Raw genomic sequence first — 15,058 nt, forward strand, 5'->3', positions numbered from 1 at the left:
TGAGGTCGACGAACGCCCTCTGGTCCGGCGCGAGGCGTCGTAGCCGCGTAGCGGCGTAGGGCGCAATGAGCGTGAGCGAATTGCGCCGGAAAGGCGCGGACGTCGGCCGGCTCATCCGACGGACTGAATTCGGAAGTCGTTCCGGTGCAATTCGCTCGCGCTCATTGCACCCTACTCGTTCGTCCCGCCTACTGCGCCCGCGTCGCGGGCCGTCCGGCCGGCTGGGCCGGCGAGCCGCCGAACAGCAGCCTGCTCGGGTTCTGGTCGATGTTGCGCACCGCCTGCTCGAGCGTCGAGATGGCGCGGCGTCCGTCGACCGCGAGGCGCTCCCATTCGCGCAGGCCGGTCTGGCTGAAGCGCGTCAGCCCGCTCGACATCTGGGTGACGTTCTTGTCGAGATTGTCGGCGAGGACGCGGATCGAGCGCGCCGCCTGGGCGATGTCGTCGAGCTTGCCCTCGGCGCCGTTCATCACCGACTCGGCCGTCGCCATGATGCGGTCGATCCGCCCCGAGTTGTCGGCGAGCGTCTGGGTGAACGCTTCCATGTTCTTCAGCGTGGTGCGGAACGAGGTCTCGTTGTCGGCGACCAGCGCGTCGAGCCGGCGCAGCACGCTGCGCGCCGCCGAGGTGACGTCCTGGCTGGCCGTGAGGTCGGCGCGCAGGATCGGCGGATCGAGCATCGGCGCGCTCGCCGAGCCGCCGCGCAGCGCCACCGAGGCGAAGCCGGTGAGCCCCTGGAACTCCAGCCCGACCCAGGTGTCGGTGCGCAACGTCACGGTCTTGTCGACCGTGATGCCGACGATCACCTGGCGCGGTGCGTCCGGATCGATGCGGACCGAGGTCACGTCGCCGACGCGAATCCCATTGAACAGCACCCAGGAGCCGGGCCGCAGGCCCGACACGGCGCCTTCGAAGACGACGTCGTAGCGAGCCCGGTTGGTGCCGCCGGGCGGCGCGCTGAACCAGTAGACGAAGGCGAAGCCGCCGATCATCACGGCCAGCGTGAACAGGCCCACCAGGATGTAGTTCGCTCGCGTTTCCATCGTCGGCCGGCCCGCACCTTTCAACGTCGCGCACGGCCGTGGCCTGGCCGGCGTCTTCTTTGCCCGTACGTGCCGTTCGGCCGCGTCGGACCTCCGCTTCAGACCGCCGCTTCAGACCGCCGCGGCGGCGTGCCCGACCCGCGAGCGCGTCCCGCGGAAGTAGGATCGGATCCACGGATGATCCGATGCCAGCATGGCCGCCATGGGGCCGACCGTGATGACGCGCCGATCAGCCAGCACGGCGATCCGGTCGCAAACCGCATGCAGGCTGTCGAGATCGTGGGTTACCATGAAAACCGTGAGTCCTAAAGTCTGCTGTAAGGTCTTGATCAGAATATCGAATTCTGCGGCCCCGATGGGGTCCAGCCCGGATGTCGGCTCGTCCAGGAAGACAATCTCGGGATCCAGCGCCAGCGCGCGGGCGAGCGCCGCCCGCTTGATCATGCCGCCCGACAGCTCGGCCGGGAACTTCTCGCACACGCTGGCGTCGAGCCCGACCATCTCGAGCTTGGCGACCGCCACCTCGTCCATCAGCCGGCGCGACAGCCGCAGGTGCTCGCGCATCGGGAACTGCACGTTCTGCCGCACGGTGAGCGAGGAGAACAGCGCGCCCTGCTGGAACAGCACGCCCCAGCGCCGCTCCAGCGCGCGGCGCGCCCGCGCCCCCAGCGCCAGCGGGTCCTCGCCGAACACCGCGATGCGCCCGGCCCGCCGCGGCAGCAGCCCGACGATGGTGCGCAGCAGCACCGACTTGCCGATACCGGAGGCACCGACGCAGGCGAAGATCTCGCCGCGCTCGACGTCGAGCGAGACGCCGTCCAGCACGGTCCCCTCACCGAACCCGGTGACCAGGTCGCGCACGCTGATGACCGTCTCGCGGATCCCGGCATCGCCGGTTGCGGCCTCGCGGGTTGCGGCGTCCATGGTCACTCCCGTCTCCAGAAAACTCCGACTCGTCATGCGCGGGCTCGACCCGCGCATCCATCGCTCGAAAGAAGAGCGTCTTTCGAAGGTCGATGGATTGCCGGGTCAAGCCCGGCAATGACGGTGTTGGTCGAGGATGACAAAGGTTGGTATCACATCCCGATCGAGGCGAAGAAGATGGCGAACAGGCCGTCGAGCCCGACCATCAGGAAGATCGACTTCACCACCGACGAGGTGGTGTTGAGGCCGAGCGACTCGGCCGAGCCCTTCACCTCCAGGCCCTCGACGCTGGCCACGATGCCGATCACGACGGCCATGAACGGCGCCTTCAGCAGGCCGACCGCGAAGTCGTCGACCGAGATCGCATCGCGCAGCCGTGACAGGAAGATGTCCGGGCTCATGCCGCCATAGAGCCAGCACACCAGGCCGGCCCCGTAGAGCGCCGCCATCGAGCCGACGAAGGCGAGCGCCGGCAGCGCGATCACCAGCGCGACGAGGCGCGGCAGCACCAGTACCTCGAGCGGGTCGAAGCCCATGGTGCGCAGCGCGTCGATCTCCTCGCGCATCTTCATCGAGCCGAGCTCGGCCGTGTAGGCGCTGCCCGAGCGGCCGGCGACCATGATGGCGACCATCAGCACGCCGATCTCGCGCAGCACCAGGATGCCGACCATGTCGACCACGTAGATGTCGACGCCGAAACGGCGGAAATGAAACAGGCCCTGCTGGGCGATGATGCAGCCGAGCAGGAAGGTCATCAGCAGGATCACCGGAACGGCGCGCCAGCCGACCCGGTCGAGATGATGAACCATCGAGGTGAGGCGGAACGTCCACGGCCGCGCCAGCGTGCGCAGCGTCACGATCGCCATGGCGCCGAACATCTGCATGATCAGCAGAAGGTCGCGGGCGATGTCGACGACGGTGTGGCCGAGCCTCGCGAGCGCGTCGGCGATCGGATTGGTCCGCCGCCGCGGCACCGGAGTGCGATTGAGATGATGAGCTTCCTCGACCAGGCCGCGATATCGTTCCGGCAGGTCGAGCACGGCCGCCTCGCGCCCGTCGGCTGCGAGCGTGCGCACCAGCCGCTCCAACAGCCACGCCCCGAACGTGTCGAGCCGCTCGACCTGCCCCATGCGGATCTCGACGGCCGCGACGCCACGGGCGCGGCGCACCGCGGTCTCGATCAGGCGCTCGAGATCGCCGGCACGGTCGGCCGTCCACGAGCCCGCCGCGGCGAGCGCGAGGCGCCCTTCGGTGACGCTGAGATCGAGCAGGCGATCGCGCATGGTGAGGCTCCGGCCGGCCCGCGCCCAGGTCGTTCGAGTCGCAGCGGCGGCCGATACTTGACACCGCCCCGCCGGCCTGTCGAGGTCTCGCTCTTCAGCAGAACAGTGCAGTTGCGCGCTGCGCTTGGCCATGGCACGGCGTTGCCGCACCTCCCCCTGGGCAGCGCGGCGGAGCCGCGCCAGGGAGGTCGGACCGCGAAGCGGTCCGGGAGGGGGTGACAGGCGAAGCCTGCGTTCGCGGCTTCACCCCACCCCGGTCGTGCGCTGACGCGCACGCCCGACCCTCCCCTCCAGCCGACCTTGGGCACACATCGCTGGTGCCGCATCCGAGCGTCATGCGCGGGCTCGACCCGCGCATCCATCACTCTTCACAAAACGCCCTGTTTCGCAGAGAGATGGATCGCCGGGTCAAGCCCGGCGATGACGCCGAGGAAAATCGCCGACGCCTCGGATCACTCCGAATTTCAGAGGCTTTTCGAGATCTGTGCTCAAGCTGGCCCTCCAGGGGAGGGTGACACAACCGAGGCCACCAATGCCGCTCCGTGTTTCCGTCGCCACCGAATCCTGGCCGATCGCCGGCACCTTCACGATCAGCCGCGGCGCCAAGACCGAGGCGCGCGTCGTGGTGGCGAGCTTGACGGACGGCACCCGCACGGGCCGCGGCGAATGCGTCCCCTACCCGCGCTACGGCGAGAGCGTCGAGAGCGTCCTCGCCGCGATCGAGCGGGCGGCGCCTGCGGTCGCGGCCGGTTGCGGCCGCGCAGGACTCGCCGATGTTCTTCCGGCCGGCGCGGCCCGCAACGCGCTCGACTGCGCGCTGATCGATCTCGACGCCAAGCAGCAAGGCGTGCCGGCCCATGCGCTGCTCGGCCTGCCGGCACCAAAGCCGCTCGTCACCGCCTACACGATCTCGCTCGCCGCACCCGACGTGATGGCGCGGGCTGCCGCCGCCTCGGCGCAGCGCCCGCTGCTCAAGGTGAAGCTCGGCGGACCGGAGGATCGCGACCGCATCGCCGCGGTGCGCCGTGCCGCGCCCGCCGCGACCCTGATCGTCGACGCCAACGAAGGCTGGACGGTCGCAGACCTCGCCGACAATCTCGCGGCCTGCGCCGAGGCCGACGTAAGACTCGTCGAGCAGCCGCTGCCGGCCGGCGACGACGCGGCGCTCGCGCGCGTGCCGCATCCGGTGCCGGTCTGCGCCGACGAGAGCGTGCACGACCGCGCGACGCTCGCGGCGCTCCGTGATCGCTATGACGCCGTCAACATCAAGCTCGACAAGACCGGCGGGCTCGACGAGGCGCTCGCCGTCGCGGCCGAGGCGCGGCGGCTGGGCTTCGACATCATGGTCGGCTGCATGGTCTCGACATCGCTCGCCATCGCGCCCGCCGTGCTGCTGGCGCAGGGTGCACGCTTCGTCGACCTCGACGGACCGCTGCTGCTTGTGGGCGACAGGCCACACGGTCTGACTTATGACGGCAGCATCCTCCATCCTGCTACCTCCGTGCTGTGGGGGTAAGGCCTTCCCCCATTGAGCGTCAGGAGTTCGCCTTGTAGCTCTTGAGTCAGGTGGACTTGGGGACGGCTCATTCGGGGGAGTGGGACCATGCGGGCATCAGCCTGGATTCTAGGCGTGTCACTCGCGTGCGCCGTGGCGGCGCCGGCCGGTGCGGAGATCCTGATCGGGTCGGACGCCGGCGGCATGATCGGCGACTATGTGGCGCGCTATCAGCGCGTCCGCCAGACCGGCGAGCGCGTCGTCATCGACGGCACCTGCCTCTCCGCCTGCACCATCGTGGTCGGCATGATCCCGCGCGACCGGCTGTGCGCGACCCGCAACGCCGTGCTCGGCTTTCACGCGGCCTGGGTGCCGGACGCCGCCGGCCGGCGGGTGACCAGCGCGGTGGCGACGCAGGCGCTGTGGGGCCTCTATCCGAGCGGCGTGCGCCAGTGGATCGCCCGGCGCGGCGGGCTCACGCCGAACATGCTGATGATGCAGGGCCGCGAGCTCGCCGCCATCGTGCCGCCCTGCGACGGCGCGGCGCAGCGGGTCGCCGCCTCGCCGCGGCAGACGTCGGCGACGGGGCGTCAGGCGCGGGCGTATCGGCGGGCGCCGAGCGCGATCACGGCACCGGCCGTCGCCGAAGCCGCCATGGCCAGATAGGCGAGGCTGCCGAACGCCGAGACCAGCAGGCCGGAGGCGCCCATCGTCACGGCGAACACCACGGCGACGACGCTCGCATAGTCGCCCTGGGCCGTGGCGCCGCGCCGTTCGTCGGCGAGAAACTGCATGGCCCCGAGATGGGTCGCCCCGAACGACAGTGCGTGCAGGCACTGCAGCGCCGGCAGCATCGCGGTCGGCGGATCGAACGCCATCACGATCCAGCGCAGCACCGCGCCGAGCGCGCCGAGCGCCAGCATGTCGAGCGGGCGCAGCCGGGCCTGCAGCCGGCCCGAGACCGCGAACAGCGCGATCTCGGCGACGACGCCGATCCCCCACAGGGCGCCGATCTCCAGCCCGTCGAGCCCCTTGGCGGCCCATTGCAGGCTGGCGAAGCCGTACAGCACCGCGTGGCTCGCCTGCACCAGGCTGCCGGTCGCGACCACGGCGACGAATGTCCGCGACCGCCACAGGCTCGGCCCCGCCGCATGGGCGGCAACCGCTTCGGGACGCGGTCGCAGCGGCCGCAGCGTCGTCGCCGTGAGCGCCGTGACGGCGAGCGCCGCGACCAGGGCCCAGACGACATTGGGGGCGCCGAGCCGCTCCAGCAGCAGGCCGCCGCCCAGATTGGCGGCGATGAAGCTCGCCGAGCCCCACATCCGCACCGGCCCGTAGGCGCGGCCGCGCTCAGTGAGCCCGCGCAGCGCATAGGCGTCGGCGAAGGGCAGGATCACGGCCTGGGTCAGCGAGGCGAGCGCGTAGGCGGCGAGGATCGGCGGGAAGCCGTGGCAGGCCTCCAGCAGCACGAAGGCCGCCGCCGTCACCCAGGCGGAGGCGACCAGCGGGCCCTTCAGCCAACCGAAGCGATCGGCGAGGCGGGTCGCGAGGGGCACGACGGCAGGTCGCGCCGCCATCGCGAGCGCCAGCACGAGGCCGATCTGGCGCGAATCGAGGCCGCGATCGGCGAGCCAGACCGGCAGGAAGGGGAGCTGGATGCCGCCGAAGACGAAATAGGCCGCGTAGAAAAGCCCCATACGCCGGGCGAATCCGTCGTCCGGCGAATGGGTGGGGCGTAACGGCATCTGGCGGATTGCACTCCGGTGGCGAGTCGTGCAGATGCTTTAAATCGCGGTCGCCGAAAGTGGAATCCGGTTTTGCGTCCGGCCCGCCCCACACTGCGCCCCCGGGGCGATCCCACGGGTGACCATGTCCGACGCGCTGTCCGCCTCCTTCCCGCCCGAGCACGCCGACCCGGCGGCCCACGACGCCGAATTCGACGCGATCTGCAGCACCCTGATGGAGACCGGGCGGGGCCGCTGGTTCCTGGCCGAGCACGCCCGCCGCTGCCGCGCCGTCGAGACCGACGCGCTCGCGGCCGCACTCTCCCGCATCGAGACGGCCCTGGCGGCGGCCCGTGACCGGCTGGACGAGGCGCCGGCGCCGCTCGCCCTGCTCGACGGCCTGCCGGAGACGCTGGGCCGCATCGAGGCCCGCCTCGCCTTCCTGCCCGACCCCGCGGCCGATCGCTCCGACGAGATGCTGGATGCCCTCGCCCGCCTGGAGACGGCGGTGGCCGAGCGGCCGGAGCCGCCCGCTCCTGCCATCGACCCGGAGGCCGTGACAGCGGCGCTCGCCCGCATCGAGGCGGCGATCGCCGAGCAGGCCGAGCAGCCCGCCCCGGAACCGGCGGTCCGTCCGGACGATCTGGCGCCGCTCGGGCGGATCGAGACGGCGCTCTCCGCCATGCAGGCCACCGCGCCGTCGCCCGGCTGGTCGGACGACTTGGTCGCCGCGCTCGGCCGCATCGAGGCGGTGCTGGCGGAAGAACGCGCGCCGGCGGCCCTCACGGGTCTCCTGGAGGATCTGGTCGCCGCGCTCGCCCGCATCGAGGCCGTGCTGATGCGCGAGCCCGACGAGCAGGAGGCCACGGCCGCCGCGCGGAGCGAGCTTTTCGCCGCGATCGAACGCCTCGAGGCGAACATCGACGCAGGCCTAGCGGCTTCGCGCGAAATACCCGGCACGGCCGAGATGCGGGCCGAGATGGTGTCGCTCGCCGGCGCGGTCGAGAGCGTCGGCACCGCGGTCGCGGCGTTGGCGGCGGCACCGGCCCATGCCGACGCTCCCGACGAGACGCCGCGGCTGCTGCGCGAGCAGAACGACCGCCTGGACCGCCTGGCCGATATCTGGGCCCGCGTGGCGACGCCGGCCATGCCGGCGGCCGAAGCCGCGCCCGAGCCGATTTTGCTGCCCGAACCAGTCGTCGAGCCCATTGCCGAGCCGGTCCGAGCGTTCGCAGCCGAGACCGCGGCCGCGCCCGCGCCGGAACCGGTCATGGAGATCGCTGCGGCCCCTGCGCCGGACGCACCGGCATTGGACGCCCCTTCGTTGGACGATATGGCGGCCCGTCTCGCCGACCTGCTCGCCGCGGTCCCGGCGCACGAGCCGATCACGGCCGAGGCCGGCCCCGCTCCCATCGCCGAGGCCGACGCGCCGGAAATCCCCGACGCCGCCGAAGCACTCGACGCCGCCGAAGCACTCGAGGTCGCGGAAGCACTCGACGCTGCGGGAGCACCCGAAGCCGATACGGCGATGGTCGCAGTCGAGCCGACCGCGGCTGCGGCGGCCGATGCAGAACCGGGACTGGGCGACATCGCGGCCCGTCTCGCCGACCTGCTCGCCGCGGTCCCGGCGCACGACGCGGGGGCCCCTGTCGCCGAGCCGGACACGCCGCCCACGGCGGTCGGCGCAGACCCCGTGGCGGCGTCACCTGCGGTGGTGGCGATACCGGCCGACGAGGACGCCGATCTGTTCGCCGGCGAGCCTGAGACGAACGTCACGGCCGAGCCGGCGTTCGGCGGCGACCTCACGCCGGAGGTCGAGCATCGCATCGCGCCGGAGGCCGTTGCGGAACCGGAGCCCGGCGTCGCGCCCGACCTGGAGGCTGTGGCCGAACCCGCTTCGGTGATCGGCCCGGTCGATGACATCCCGGTCGAGGACATCCCTGTCGAGAAAGCGGTCGTCGAGGACGTCGCCATCGAGAACGGCGCCGTCGAGGATGTCGCCGCGACGGCCGAGCCCGGCGCGGACATCCCGGCCGAAGAACCCGCCGCCGTGCCGCTCCCGACCGTCGATTTCGACATCGCGGCGCCCCCCGCACCGACCGAAGCGACTGCGACGCAGGCCGCTTCCGGCGTCGAGGTGGCAGAGACCGTCTCCGAGCCTGCCGAGATCGCAGTAGTGCCGGAAGAGGGCGCGCCGGCGGAGGCTGCCGCGGCGGCAGAGCCCGCCGCCGAGCCGGCGGACGAGGATGCGCAACAGCCCGCCTCCAAGGCCGCGGACACGGCCGGAAGCGAACCGGTTTATCTTCCGTCCTGGCTGGTCGGCGACGACGCAGACGCGGCGGCCGCCGCCGAGGAGATCGCGCATCCGACGCCGGCGGCCATCGAACCGGCGGCCATCGAGCCCGCCACCATCGAGTCGGCGGCCGCGATCGGCGCCGTGGTGGTCGACAACGATCCCGTCACGGCCTACCGGTTCTCGATCGGCGACGTGCCGGCAGCGGCCGCCGGCCGCGATCCCGGCTCGCTCGCGGCGCTGCTCGGCGGCCCCAACTGGGGCCTGCTCGGCCGTATCCAGGAGGAAGAGGCCGCCGAACAGGAGCGGCCCGAGCCGCTGCCCATCCACACCGTGCCGATCGACCCGCTGGCGCCGCTCAAGACGCTCACCGAGGAAGAGAAGATCGCGCTGTTCAGTTGAGCGGCGGCCGTCGGCGTTTCAGCAAAGCCGCAGCGCAGTCCGTCTCGGTCATTCCGGGGCGCCGCGCAGCGGCGAGCCCGGAATGACCGACTTGATGATCCCGCCGTCGTCAGCCGATCAGCCGGGCAAAAACGTCGGCATCGACATTGCCGCCGGACAGCACCACGACCGCGACCTTGCCGCGCGCATCGACGCGGCCGGCCAGGAGCGCCGCGAGCCCGACGGCGCCGCCCGGCTCGACCACCAGCTTCAGCTCGTGGAACGCGAAGGCGACGGCGTGGCCGACCTCCTCCTCGCTCGCCGTGACGCCGGCGACATTCGACGCGGTGTTGACCGCGAACGTGATCTCGCCCGGCGAGGGCGACAGCAGCGCGTCGCACAGCGAGCCGCTCATCGCGGCGTTGCGCTCGCGCCGGCCGCTGGCGAAGGAGCGGGCGTGGTCGTCGAAGCCCTCCGGCTCCGCCGTGAAGATGCGCGCCTGCGGCGCCGCCGCCTTCACGGCGAGCGCGATGCCGGCCGTGAGGCCGCCGCCCGAGGCATTGACCAGCACGATGTCGGGCGACAGGCCGAGCGCATCCAGATCGGCGACGATCTCGATGCCGACCGTGCCCTGCCCGGCGATGACGAACGGGTCGTCGAAGGGCGGCACCAGCGTCGCGCCGCGCTCCTGCGTGATCTTTTTGGCGATCGCCTCGCGGTCCTCGCGCACCCGATCGTACAGCACGACCTCGGCGCCGAACGCCGCCGTGCGGGCCCGCTTGCTCGCCGGCGCATCGGCCGGCATCACGATCACGGCCGGCAGGCCGAGAAGCGCCGCCGCGGCGGCGACCCCCTGGGCGTGGTTGCCGGACGAGAAGGCGACGACGCCGGCGGCGCGGCGGCTTTCGGGGATCGCGGCGATCTTGTTGTAGGCGCCGCGGAACTTGAACGAGCCGGTGCGCTGCAGCGTCTCGGCCTTGAGAAAGACCCGGCCGCCGATGCGCGCGTCGAGCGCCGGCGAGGCGATCAGCGGCGTGCGCAGCGCGACGCCGGCGAGCCGGGCGACGGCGGCCTCGACGTCGGCGATGGTGGGGAGAGCGAGTGGCGGGCCGGAGGCGACAGAGTCGGGCGTGGTCATGGGCCGCGACCCTAAACCGCCGCGACGCCGCGTCGCAAGAGCGCTACGCGGCGGCGCGGGCGCGCGCGTCGAGAAGCCGTCGGAAGCGCACCAGGGTGTAGACGCCGAGCGGCTTGATCGGCCGGCGCTCGACCAGGGCGACGGCGCCGTGCCGCTCCGCCCAGGCGGCGAGCCGCGCGAACGGAAACTCGGGCCGCAGCCCCATCTTGCGGGCCGGCCGCGCCAGCAACCGCTCGAGCACGGCGGTCACGCCCTTCTCGGAATAGAGATGGTTGACCAGGATGATCTCGCCGCCCGGCCGCACTACGCGCGCGCACTCGTCGAGCACGCGCTCCGGCTCGGCCACCAGCGTGATGACGAACTGCGCCACCACACAATCGAAGGCGCCGTCGCCGAAGGCGAGATCGGTGGCGTCCATCACCATCACGGATTCGACATGCGGAAATTGCCCGCTGGCGAGCCGTTCCTGCGCCTTGGCCACCATCGGGGCCGACATGTCGATGCCGACGACCGCCGTGGTGTGATCGTAATCGGAAAACGACAGACCGGTGCCGACGCCGACCTCGAGAATGCGGCCGCCGACGCGGCGCGCCGCTGCCGCCGCAGCCCGCCGGCCACTCTCGAAGATCGGCCCGCACACGAGGTCATAGAGCGGCGCCCAGCGGGCGTAGGCCTTCTCCATCACGTGACGATCGGGATCCGCAAACGCATCGCGACGCAACGACTCGGGCATCAGGTTCTCCGGAAGGAAACAATTCAGCGACGGACAGCGTGGCCGTTCACGCGGCCTGGGCGGCGATGGTCTCCCGCTCGGGCTCGATGCTCTGCTCGCGCTGCGTCCAGGTGATGATCTCGAAACGACCGTCGAAATGCTCGGCCACCGCCGTGCAGCTCTCGACCCAGTCGCCGCAATTGATGTAGTGGACGCCGAACCCGTCGTGCATGGTCGCGTGGTGGATGTGGCCGCAGATGACGCCGTCGACGGCATGGTGCTGGGCCTCGGCGGCGAGCGTCTTCTCGAAGTCGCCGATATAGTTGACGGCGTTCTTCACCTTCAGCTTGGCCCATTTGGAGAACGACCAGTAGCCGAAGCCGAGGTGCCGCATCAGCCCGTTGACCAGGCGATTGATCGTGATGGCGAGGTCGTAGGCCTTGTCGCCGAGCAGCGCCAGCCAGCGCGCCTGCGAGATCACGAAGTCGAACAGGTCGCCGTGGATCACCAGGTAACGCTTGCCGGTCGGCGTCACGTGGATGGCGTGCTCGACCACCTCGATGCCACCGAAATGCGTGCCGTAATATTCGCGCAGGAACTCGTCGTGATTGCCCGGCACATAGACCATGCGGGCGCCCTTGCGGCCCTTGCGGAGCAGCTTCTGCACCACGTCGTTGTGGGCCTGCGGCCAGTACCAGCTCGACTTCAGATGCCAGCCGTCGACAATGTCTCCGACCAGATAGACCGTATCGGCTTCGTGCCAGCGCAAGAAATCGAGCAATTTGTCGGCCTGGCAGCCGCGGGTCCCGAGATGCACGTCTGAAATGAACAGCGTGCGGAATCGCCGCAATCCGCTCTCCGTCACGCTCCGCCCCCCGTCGATTGAATTCAGCATGGCTGGGTTCTGGCAGAGTCCTGTTGCGGTTCGATGACGCACACGGACGCCGCCCGCGCCGACTGTCATCCCGCCGTCACGCCATCGTTGTAGTCGCCGGACATGACACTCCTCGGAATCGCCACCGTCTTCTGCGGCCTGACCGTGCTGGTTCATGTCGTCAGCGTCGTCGTTGCCGCCTTTCGCTGCCGCGCCCGCACCGGCCACATGGCGCCGCGTCGGGACACGCCGCCCGTCACCATCGTGCGGCCGGTCTGCGGCATCGAGAACTTCATCGCCGAGACGCTCGAGACGACCTTCACGCTCGATTATCCCGACTACGAGATCCTGTTCTGCGTCGCGTCCCCGTCCGACCCGGTGATCCCGGTGGTGGAGGAGCTGATGCGGCGGCACCCCGGGGTGCCGGCCCGCCTGCTGATCGGCAATGATCCGGTCAGCAGCAACCCGAAGCTCAACAACTGCGTGAAGGGCTGGCAGGCGGCGGCGCACGGCTGGGTCGCCATCGCCGATTCGAACGTGCTGATGCCGTGCGACTACCTGCAGCGCCTGCTCGCCGCCTGGCGAGACGACACCGGGCTCGTCTGCGCGCCGCCGATCGGCAGCCGCCCCGAGGGTTTCTGGGCCGAGGTGGAATGCGCCTTCCTCAACACCTATCAGGCCCGCGCCCAGTATGTCGCCGATTCGATCGGGCTCGGCTTCGCCCAGGGCAAGACGCTGTTCTGGCGCCGCGACGTGCTGGAAGGCGGCGGCGGCATCAAGGCGCTCGGTGCCGACGTCGCCGAGGATGCCGCCTCGACCAAGCTGGTGCGCGCCGCGAACCTGCGGGTGCGGCTGGTCGATGCGCCGTTCGAGCAGCCGCTCGGGCGGCGCGGCGCCACCGAGGTGTGGCGGCGGCAGTCGCGCTGGGCGCGGCTGCGGCGTGCCTGCTTTCCGTCTTATTTCCTGCCCGAGATCGCGACAGGCGGGGTGCTTCCGGCGCTCGCCTTCGCGGTGGCCGTGCACCAGCTCGGCGGGCCGGTGGTGCCGCTCCTCGTCGTGTTCGTTCTCGCCTGGTACGGCGCCGAGATGGCGCTCGCCCGCGCGGCCCGCTGGCATCTCTCGCCGTGGTATCCGGTGCACGGTCTGCTGCGCGACCTGATGCTGCCCGCCCTGTGGCTCGATGGTCTGCTCGGCTCGTCGTTCGAATGGCGCGGCAACGAGATCCAGGTCGAGGCTCAGGTCGAGGCCGACAGCCGCGCCACCTGAACGGGCCGGACGACGGCCCTCTGGCGCGGGGGCCGGCGCGGCTGCTATCCAAGCCGGATACGCTCGGACAGCCAGGACGCGCCCCATGGATCTCGGATTAGCCGGCCGCACCGCCATCGTCTGCGCCTCGAGCCGTGGGCTCGGGCGCGCCTGCGCCCAAAGGCTCGCCGAGGCGGGCTGCACCGTGGTGATCAACGGGCGCGACCGCGAGCGCCTGACGGTCACGGCGGTCGAGATTGCCGAAAGCACCGAGGCGGCCGTGATCCCGGTGGTGGCCGACGTGGCGACGGCGGAGGGCCAGGCGGCGCTGCTCGAGGCCTGCCCGAACCCCGACATCCTGGTCAACAACAATGCCGGCCCGCCGTTCCGCGATTTCCGCGAGCTCGACCGCGAGGCCATGATCGCCGGCGTCGTCGCCAACATGGTTTCGGCGATCGAGCTGACCCAGAAGGTGATCGACGGCATGCGGGCGCGCCGGTTCGGCCGCATCGTCAACATCACGTCGGGCTCGGTGAAGATGCCGCTGGCCGGGCTCGATCTGTCCTCCGGCGCCCGCGCCGGGCTGACCGCCTTCATGGCCGGCGTCGCCCGCTCGGTGGCGGCCGACGGCGTCACCATCAATGCGCTGCTGCCCGGCGTCTTCGCCACCGACCGGCTGCAGGCGATGTTCTCGACCATCGCCGCGAAACGCGGCGTGCCGGTCGACCAGGTCGAGGCCGAGCGCGTCGCCACCGTGCCGGCGCGGCGGCTCGGCGATCCGCAGGAATTCGGCGCCGCCTGCGCGTTCCTGTGCTCGGCCCATGCCGGCTACATCACCGGCCAGAACCTGCTGATCGACGGCGGCGCGTTTCCGGGGGCGTTCTAGATTTCGGAGGCGAAGACGGTCTTCAGCTCGTTCGCGATGGCGTCCGGCTGCGATGTCTTCACCGGCACGAGGGCGAACGACATCCCCTTCATCGCGTCGACATCGAACAGGTGGATCGCGTCCATCATGGCGGCGACCTCCTGGCGATTGCCCGACAGCGTGATCAGGTTGCGGGCATCGTCGGTCCGCACGACCCCGCGCCGCGGCGCGATCGGTTCGAGCACGCGACGGATTTCGGAAGCGGAAACGTATTTGAGCTGCACGACTTGCAGACCGGATCCGATGCGCTCGGAGGTGTCGGCCACACCTTCGACCCGGATCGCCGCCCCGGTCGCCGCCTGGTCCAGCGGCACGATCTTGTAGCCGTCACCTTTACTGACGACCGCCGCGTTATTGGACCGTAGCGCCGTCTGGAACAAATCGAGCGCGGCCAGCCGGGTCACCGGCTTCGGGGTCTGGATCGTGATGCGGCCGTCGATCGTCGGGTCGATCGAGTATTTCACGGAGAGCATGTCCCCGAGGATTGCTTTCGCCGCCTGTGGCGCCGAGACGTTGACGAGATTGACGGTCACCCCGTCGGCCCCAGCGTCTGCCGAGGATGTCGTTCCCGTCGGCGGCTCACCGACGAAGCGGCCTGAGCCCTCGAAAACACTCGCCTGCGTTGCCTGCCGATCGTCGGCCCGCCTCGTCGATAAAGGCGCACCTATCGGATTGGCCTGCCCCATGGGCTGCTCACGCCGCATCTGGCCTCGCACGGATTCCGTCGCCCGGAACACAGATGTGTCGTCCGCGGTGTGGCACGCAGCCAAACAAATCGTCAAAACCGCGGGGCAAACCATACGTCGCACGGGTCGACCTTCCAACCGCGAGGATTCACTCCCGGACGTCGCTTCCATCTACCAGACGGAGCAGCTGACCTCCGACTTACGCCTGTCCCGCCGAAACTCGGCGAAGCCTCAGTGCGGTACTTTGTTTAGCTACTCACTGCCATATCCAAATACATCTCGTGTATATCAATACTTTGTCCATCTTCGAATTCCACCGAATACACAGCCCCTGA

At 70.6% G+C, this 15,058-nt stretch carries 13 protein-coding genes; 5 read left to right on the plus strand and 8 right to left on the minus strand.

What is annotated here, in order from left to right; genetic code table 11:
- Positions 1–188: 188 nt before the first annotated feature.
- From HXX10_RS16525 to HXX10_RS16535, 3 genes are all read right to left on the minus strand, one after another.
- Positions 189–1,043, minus strand: coding sequence for an MlaD family protein (locus tag HXX10_RS16525; protein WP_296523869.1), 855 nt, complete (start codon positions 1,041–1,043; stop codon positions 189–191).
- Between the two features lie 111 nt (positions 1,044–1,154).
- Entirely contained in the window at positions 1,155–1,967 is an 813-nt protein-coding gene (locus tag HXX10_RS16530) for an ABC transporter ATP-binding protein (RefSeq protein WP_296523870.1), read from the minus strand.
- A 152-nt stretch (positions 1,968–2,119) separates the two neighbouring features.
- Positions 2,120–3,250 carry an ABC transporter permease gene (locus tag HXX10_RS16535; protein WP_296523871.1) on the minus strand — a complete coding sequence of 377 codons (1,131 nt, stop codon included), beginning with the start codon at positions 3,248–3,250 and terminating at the stop codon, positions 2,120–2,122.
- Between the two features lie 532 nt (positions 3,251–3,782).
- Between HXX10_RS16535 and dgcA the strand changes: the two genes are divergently transcribed.
- The gene (gene dgcA / locus HXX10_RS16540; RefSeq protein WP_296523872.1) at positions 3,783–4,766 is read left to right on the plus strand and encodes an N-acetyl-D-Glu racemase DgcA; all 984 of its coding nucleotides are present in this window, start codon (positions 3,783–3,785) and stop codon (positions 4,764–4,766) included.
- A gap of 114 nt (positions 4,767–4,880) precedes the next feature.
- Complete coding sequence (locus tag HXX10_RS16545; RefSeq protein WP_296523873.1) at positions 4,881–5,411, plus strand: hypothetical protein; 531 nt, start codon at positions 4,881–4,883, stop codon at positions 5,409–5,411.
- Here the strand turns inward: HXX10_RS16545 and HXX10_RS16550 are convergent.
- Entirely contained in the window at positions 5,336–6,442 is a 1,107-nt protein-coding gene (locus tag HXX10_RS16550) for an MFS transporter (RefSeq protein ID WP_296523874.1), read from the minus strand. The two genes, HXX10_RS16545 and HXX10_RS16550, sit on opposite strands and share 76 nt — an antisense overlap.
- A 166-nt stretch (positions 6,443–6,608) precedes the next feature.
- Between HXX10_RS16550 and HXX10_RS16555 the strand changes: the two genes are divergently transcribed.
- A complete protein-coding gene (locus tag HXX10_RS16555; RefSeq protein ID WP_296523875.1) occupies positions 6,609–9,164 on the plus strand; it encodes a hypothetical protein in 2,556 nt (851 codons plus the stop codon).
- 109 nt (positions 9,165–9,273) lie between these two features.
- On the opposite strand, the gene HXX10_RS16560 is transcribed toward HXX10_RS16555, so the two are convergent.
- The 3 genes from HXX10_RS16560 to HXX10_RS16570 are packed head-to-tail and all read right to left on the minus strand — an operon-like array spanning position 9,274 to position 11,858.
- The gene (locus tag HXX10_RS16560; protein WP_296523876.1) at positions 9,274–10,281 is read right to left on the minus strand and encodes a threonine/serine dehydratase; all 1,008 of its coding nucleotides are present in this window, start codon (positions 10,279–10,281) and stop codon (positions 9,274–9,276) included.
- Positions 10,282–10,324: 43 nt separating this feature from the next.
- Entirely contained in the window at positions 10,325–11,014 is a 690-nt protein-coding gene (locus tag HXX10_RS16565) for a class I SAM-dependent methyltransferase (RefSeq protein ID WP_296523877.1), read from the minus strand.
- A 46-nt stretch (positions 11,015–11,060) separates the two neighbouring features.
- A complete protein-coding gene (locus tag HXX10_RS16570) occupies positions 11,061–11,858 on the minus strand; it encodes a UDP-2,3-diacylglucosamine diphosphatase (protein WP_296523959.1) in 798 nt (265 codons plus the stop codon).
- A 132-nt stretch (positions 11,859–11,990) separates the two neighbouring features.
- Between HXX10_RS16570 and HXX10_RS16575 the strand changes: the two genes are divergently transcribed.
- Both HXX10_RS16575 and HXX10_RS16580 read left to right on the plus strand, forming a co-directional pair.
- Entirely contained in the window at positions 11,991–13,133 is a 1,143-nt protein-coding gene (locus HXX10_RS16575; RefSeq protein WP_296523878.1) for a ceramide glucosyltransferase, read from the plus strand.
- Between the two features lie 85 nt (positions 13,134–13,218).
- Complete coding sequence (locus HXX10_RS16580) at positions 13,219–13,998, plus strand: SDR family oxidoreductase (RefSeq protein ID WP_296523879.1); 780 nt, start codon at positions 13,219–13,221, stop codon at positions 13,996–13,998.
- On the opposite strand, the gene HXX10_RS16585 is transcribed toward HXX10_RS16580, so the two are convergent.
- Positions 13,995–14,741 carry a secretin N-terminal domain-containing protein gene (locus HXX10_RS16585; RefSeq protein WP_296523880.1) on the minus strand — a complete coding sequence of 249 codons (747 nt, stop codon included), beginning with the start codon at positions 14,739–14,741 and terminating at the stop codon, positions 13,995–13,997. The genes HXX10_RS16580 and HXX10_RS16585 overlap by 4 nt on opposite strands.
- Positions 14,742–15,058 lie beyond the last annotated feature (317 nt).

The organism is Rhodoplanes sp., assembly GCF_013377085.1.
Lineage (GTDB): Bacteria > Pseudomonadota > Alphaproteobacteria > Rhizobiales > Xanthobacteraceae > Rhodoplanes.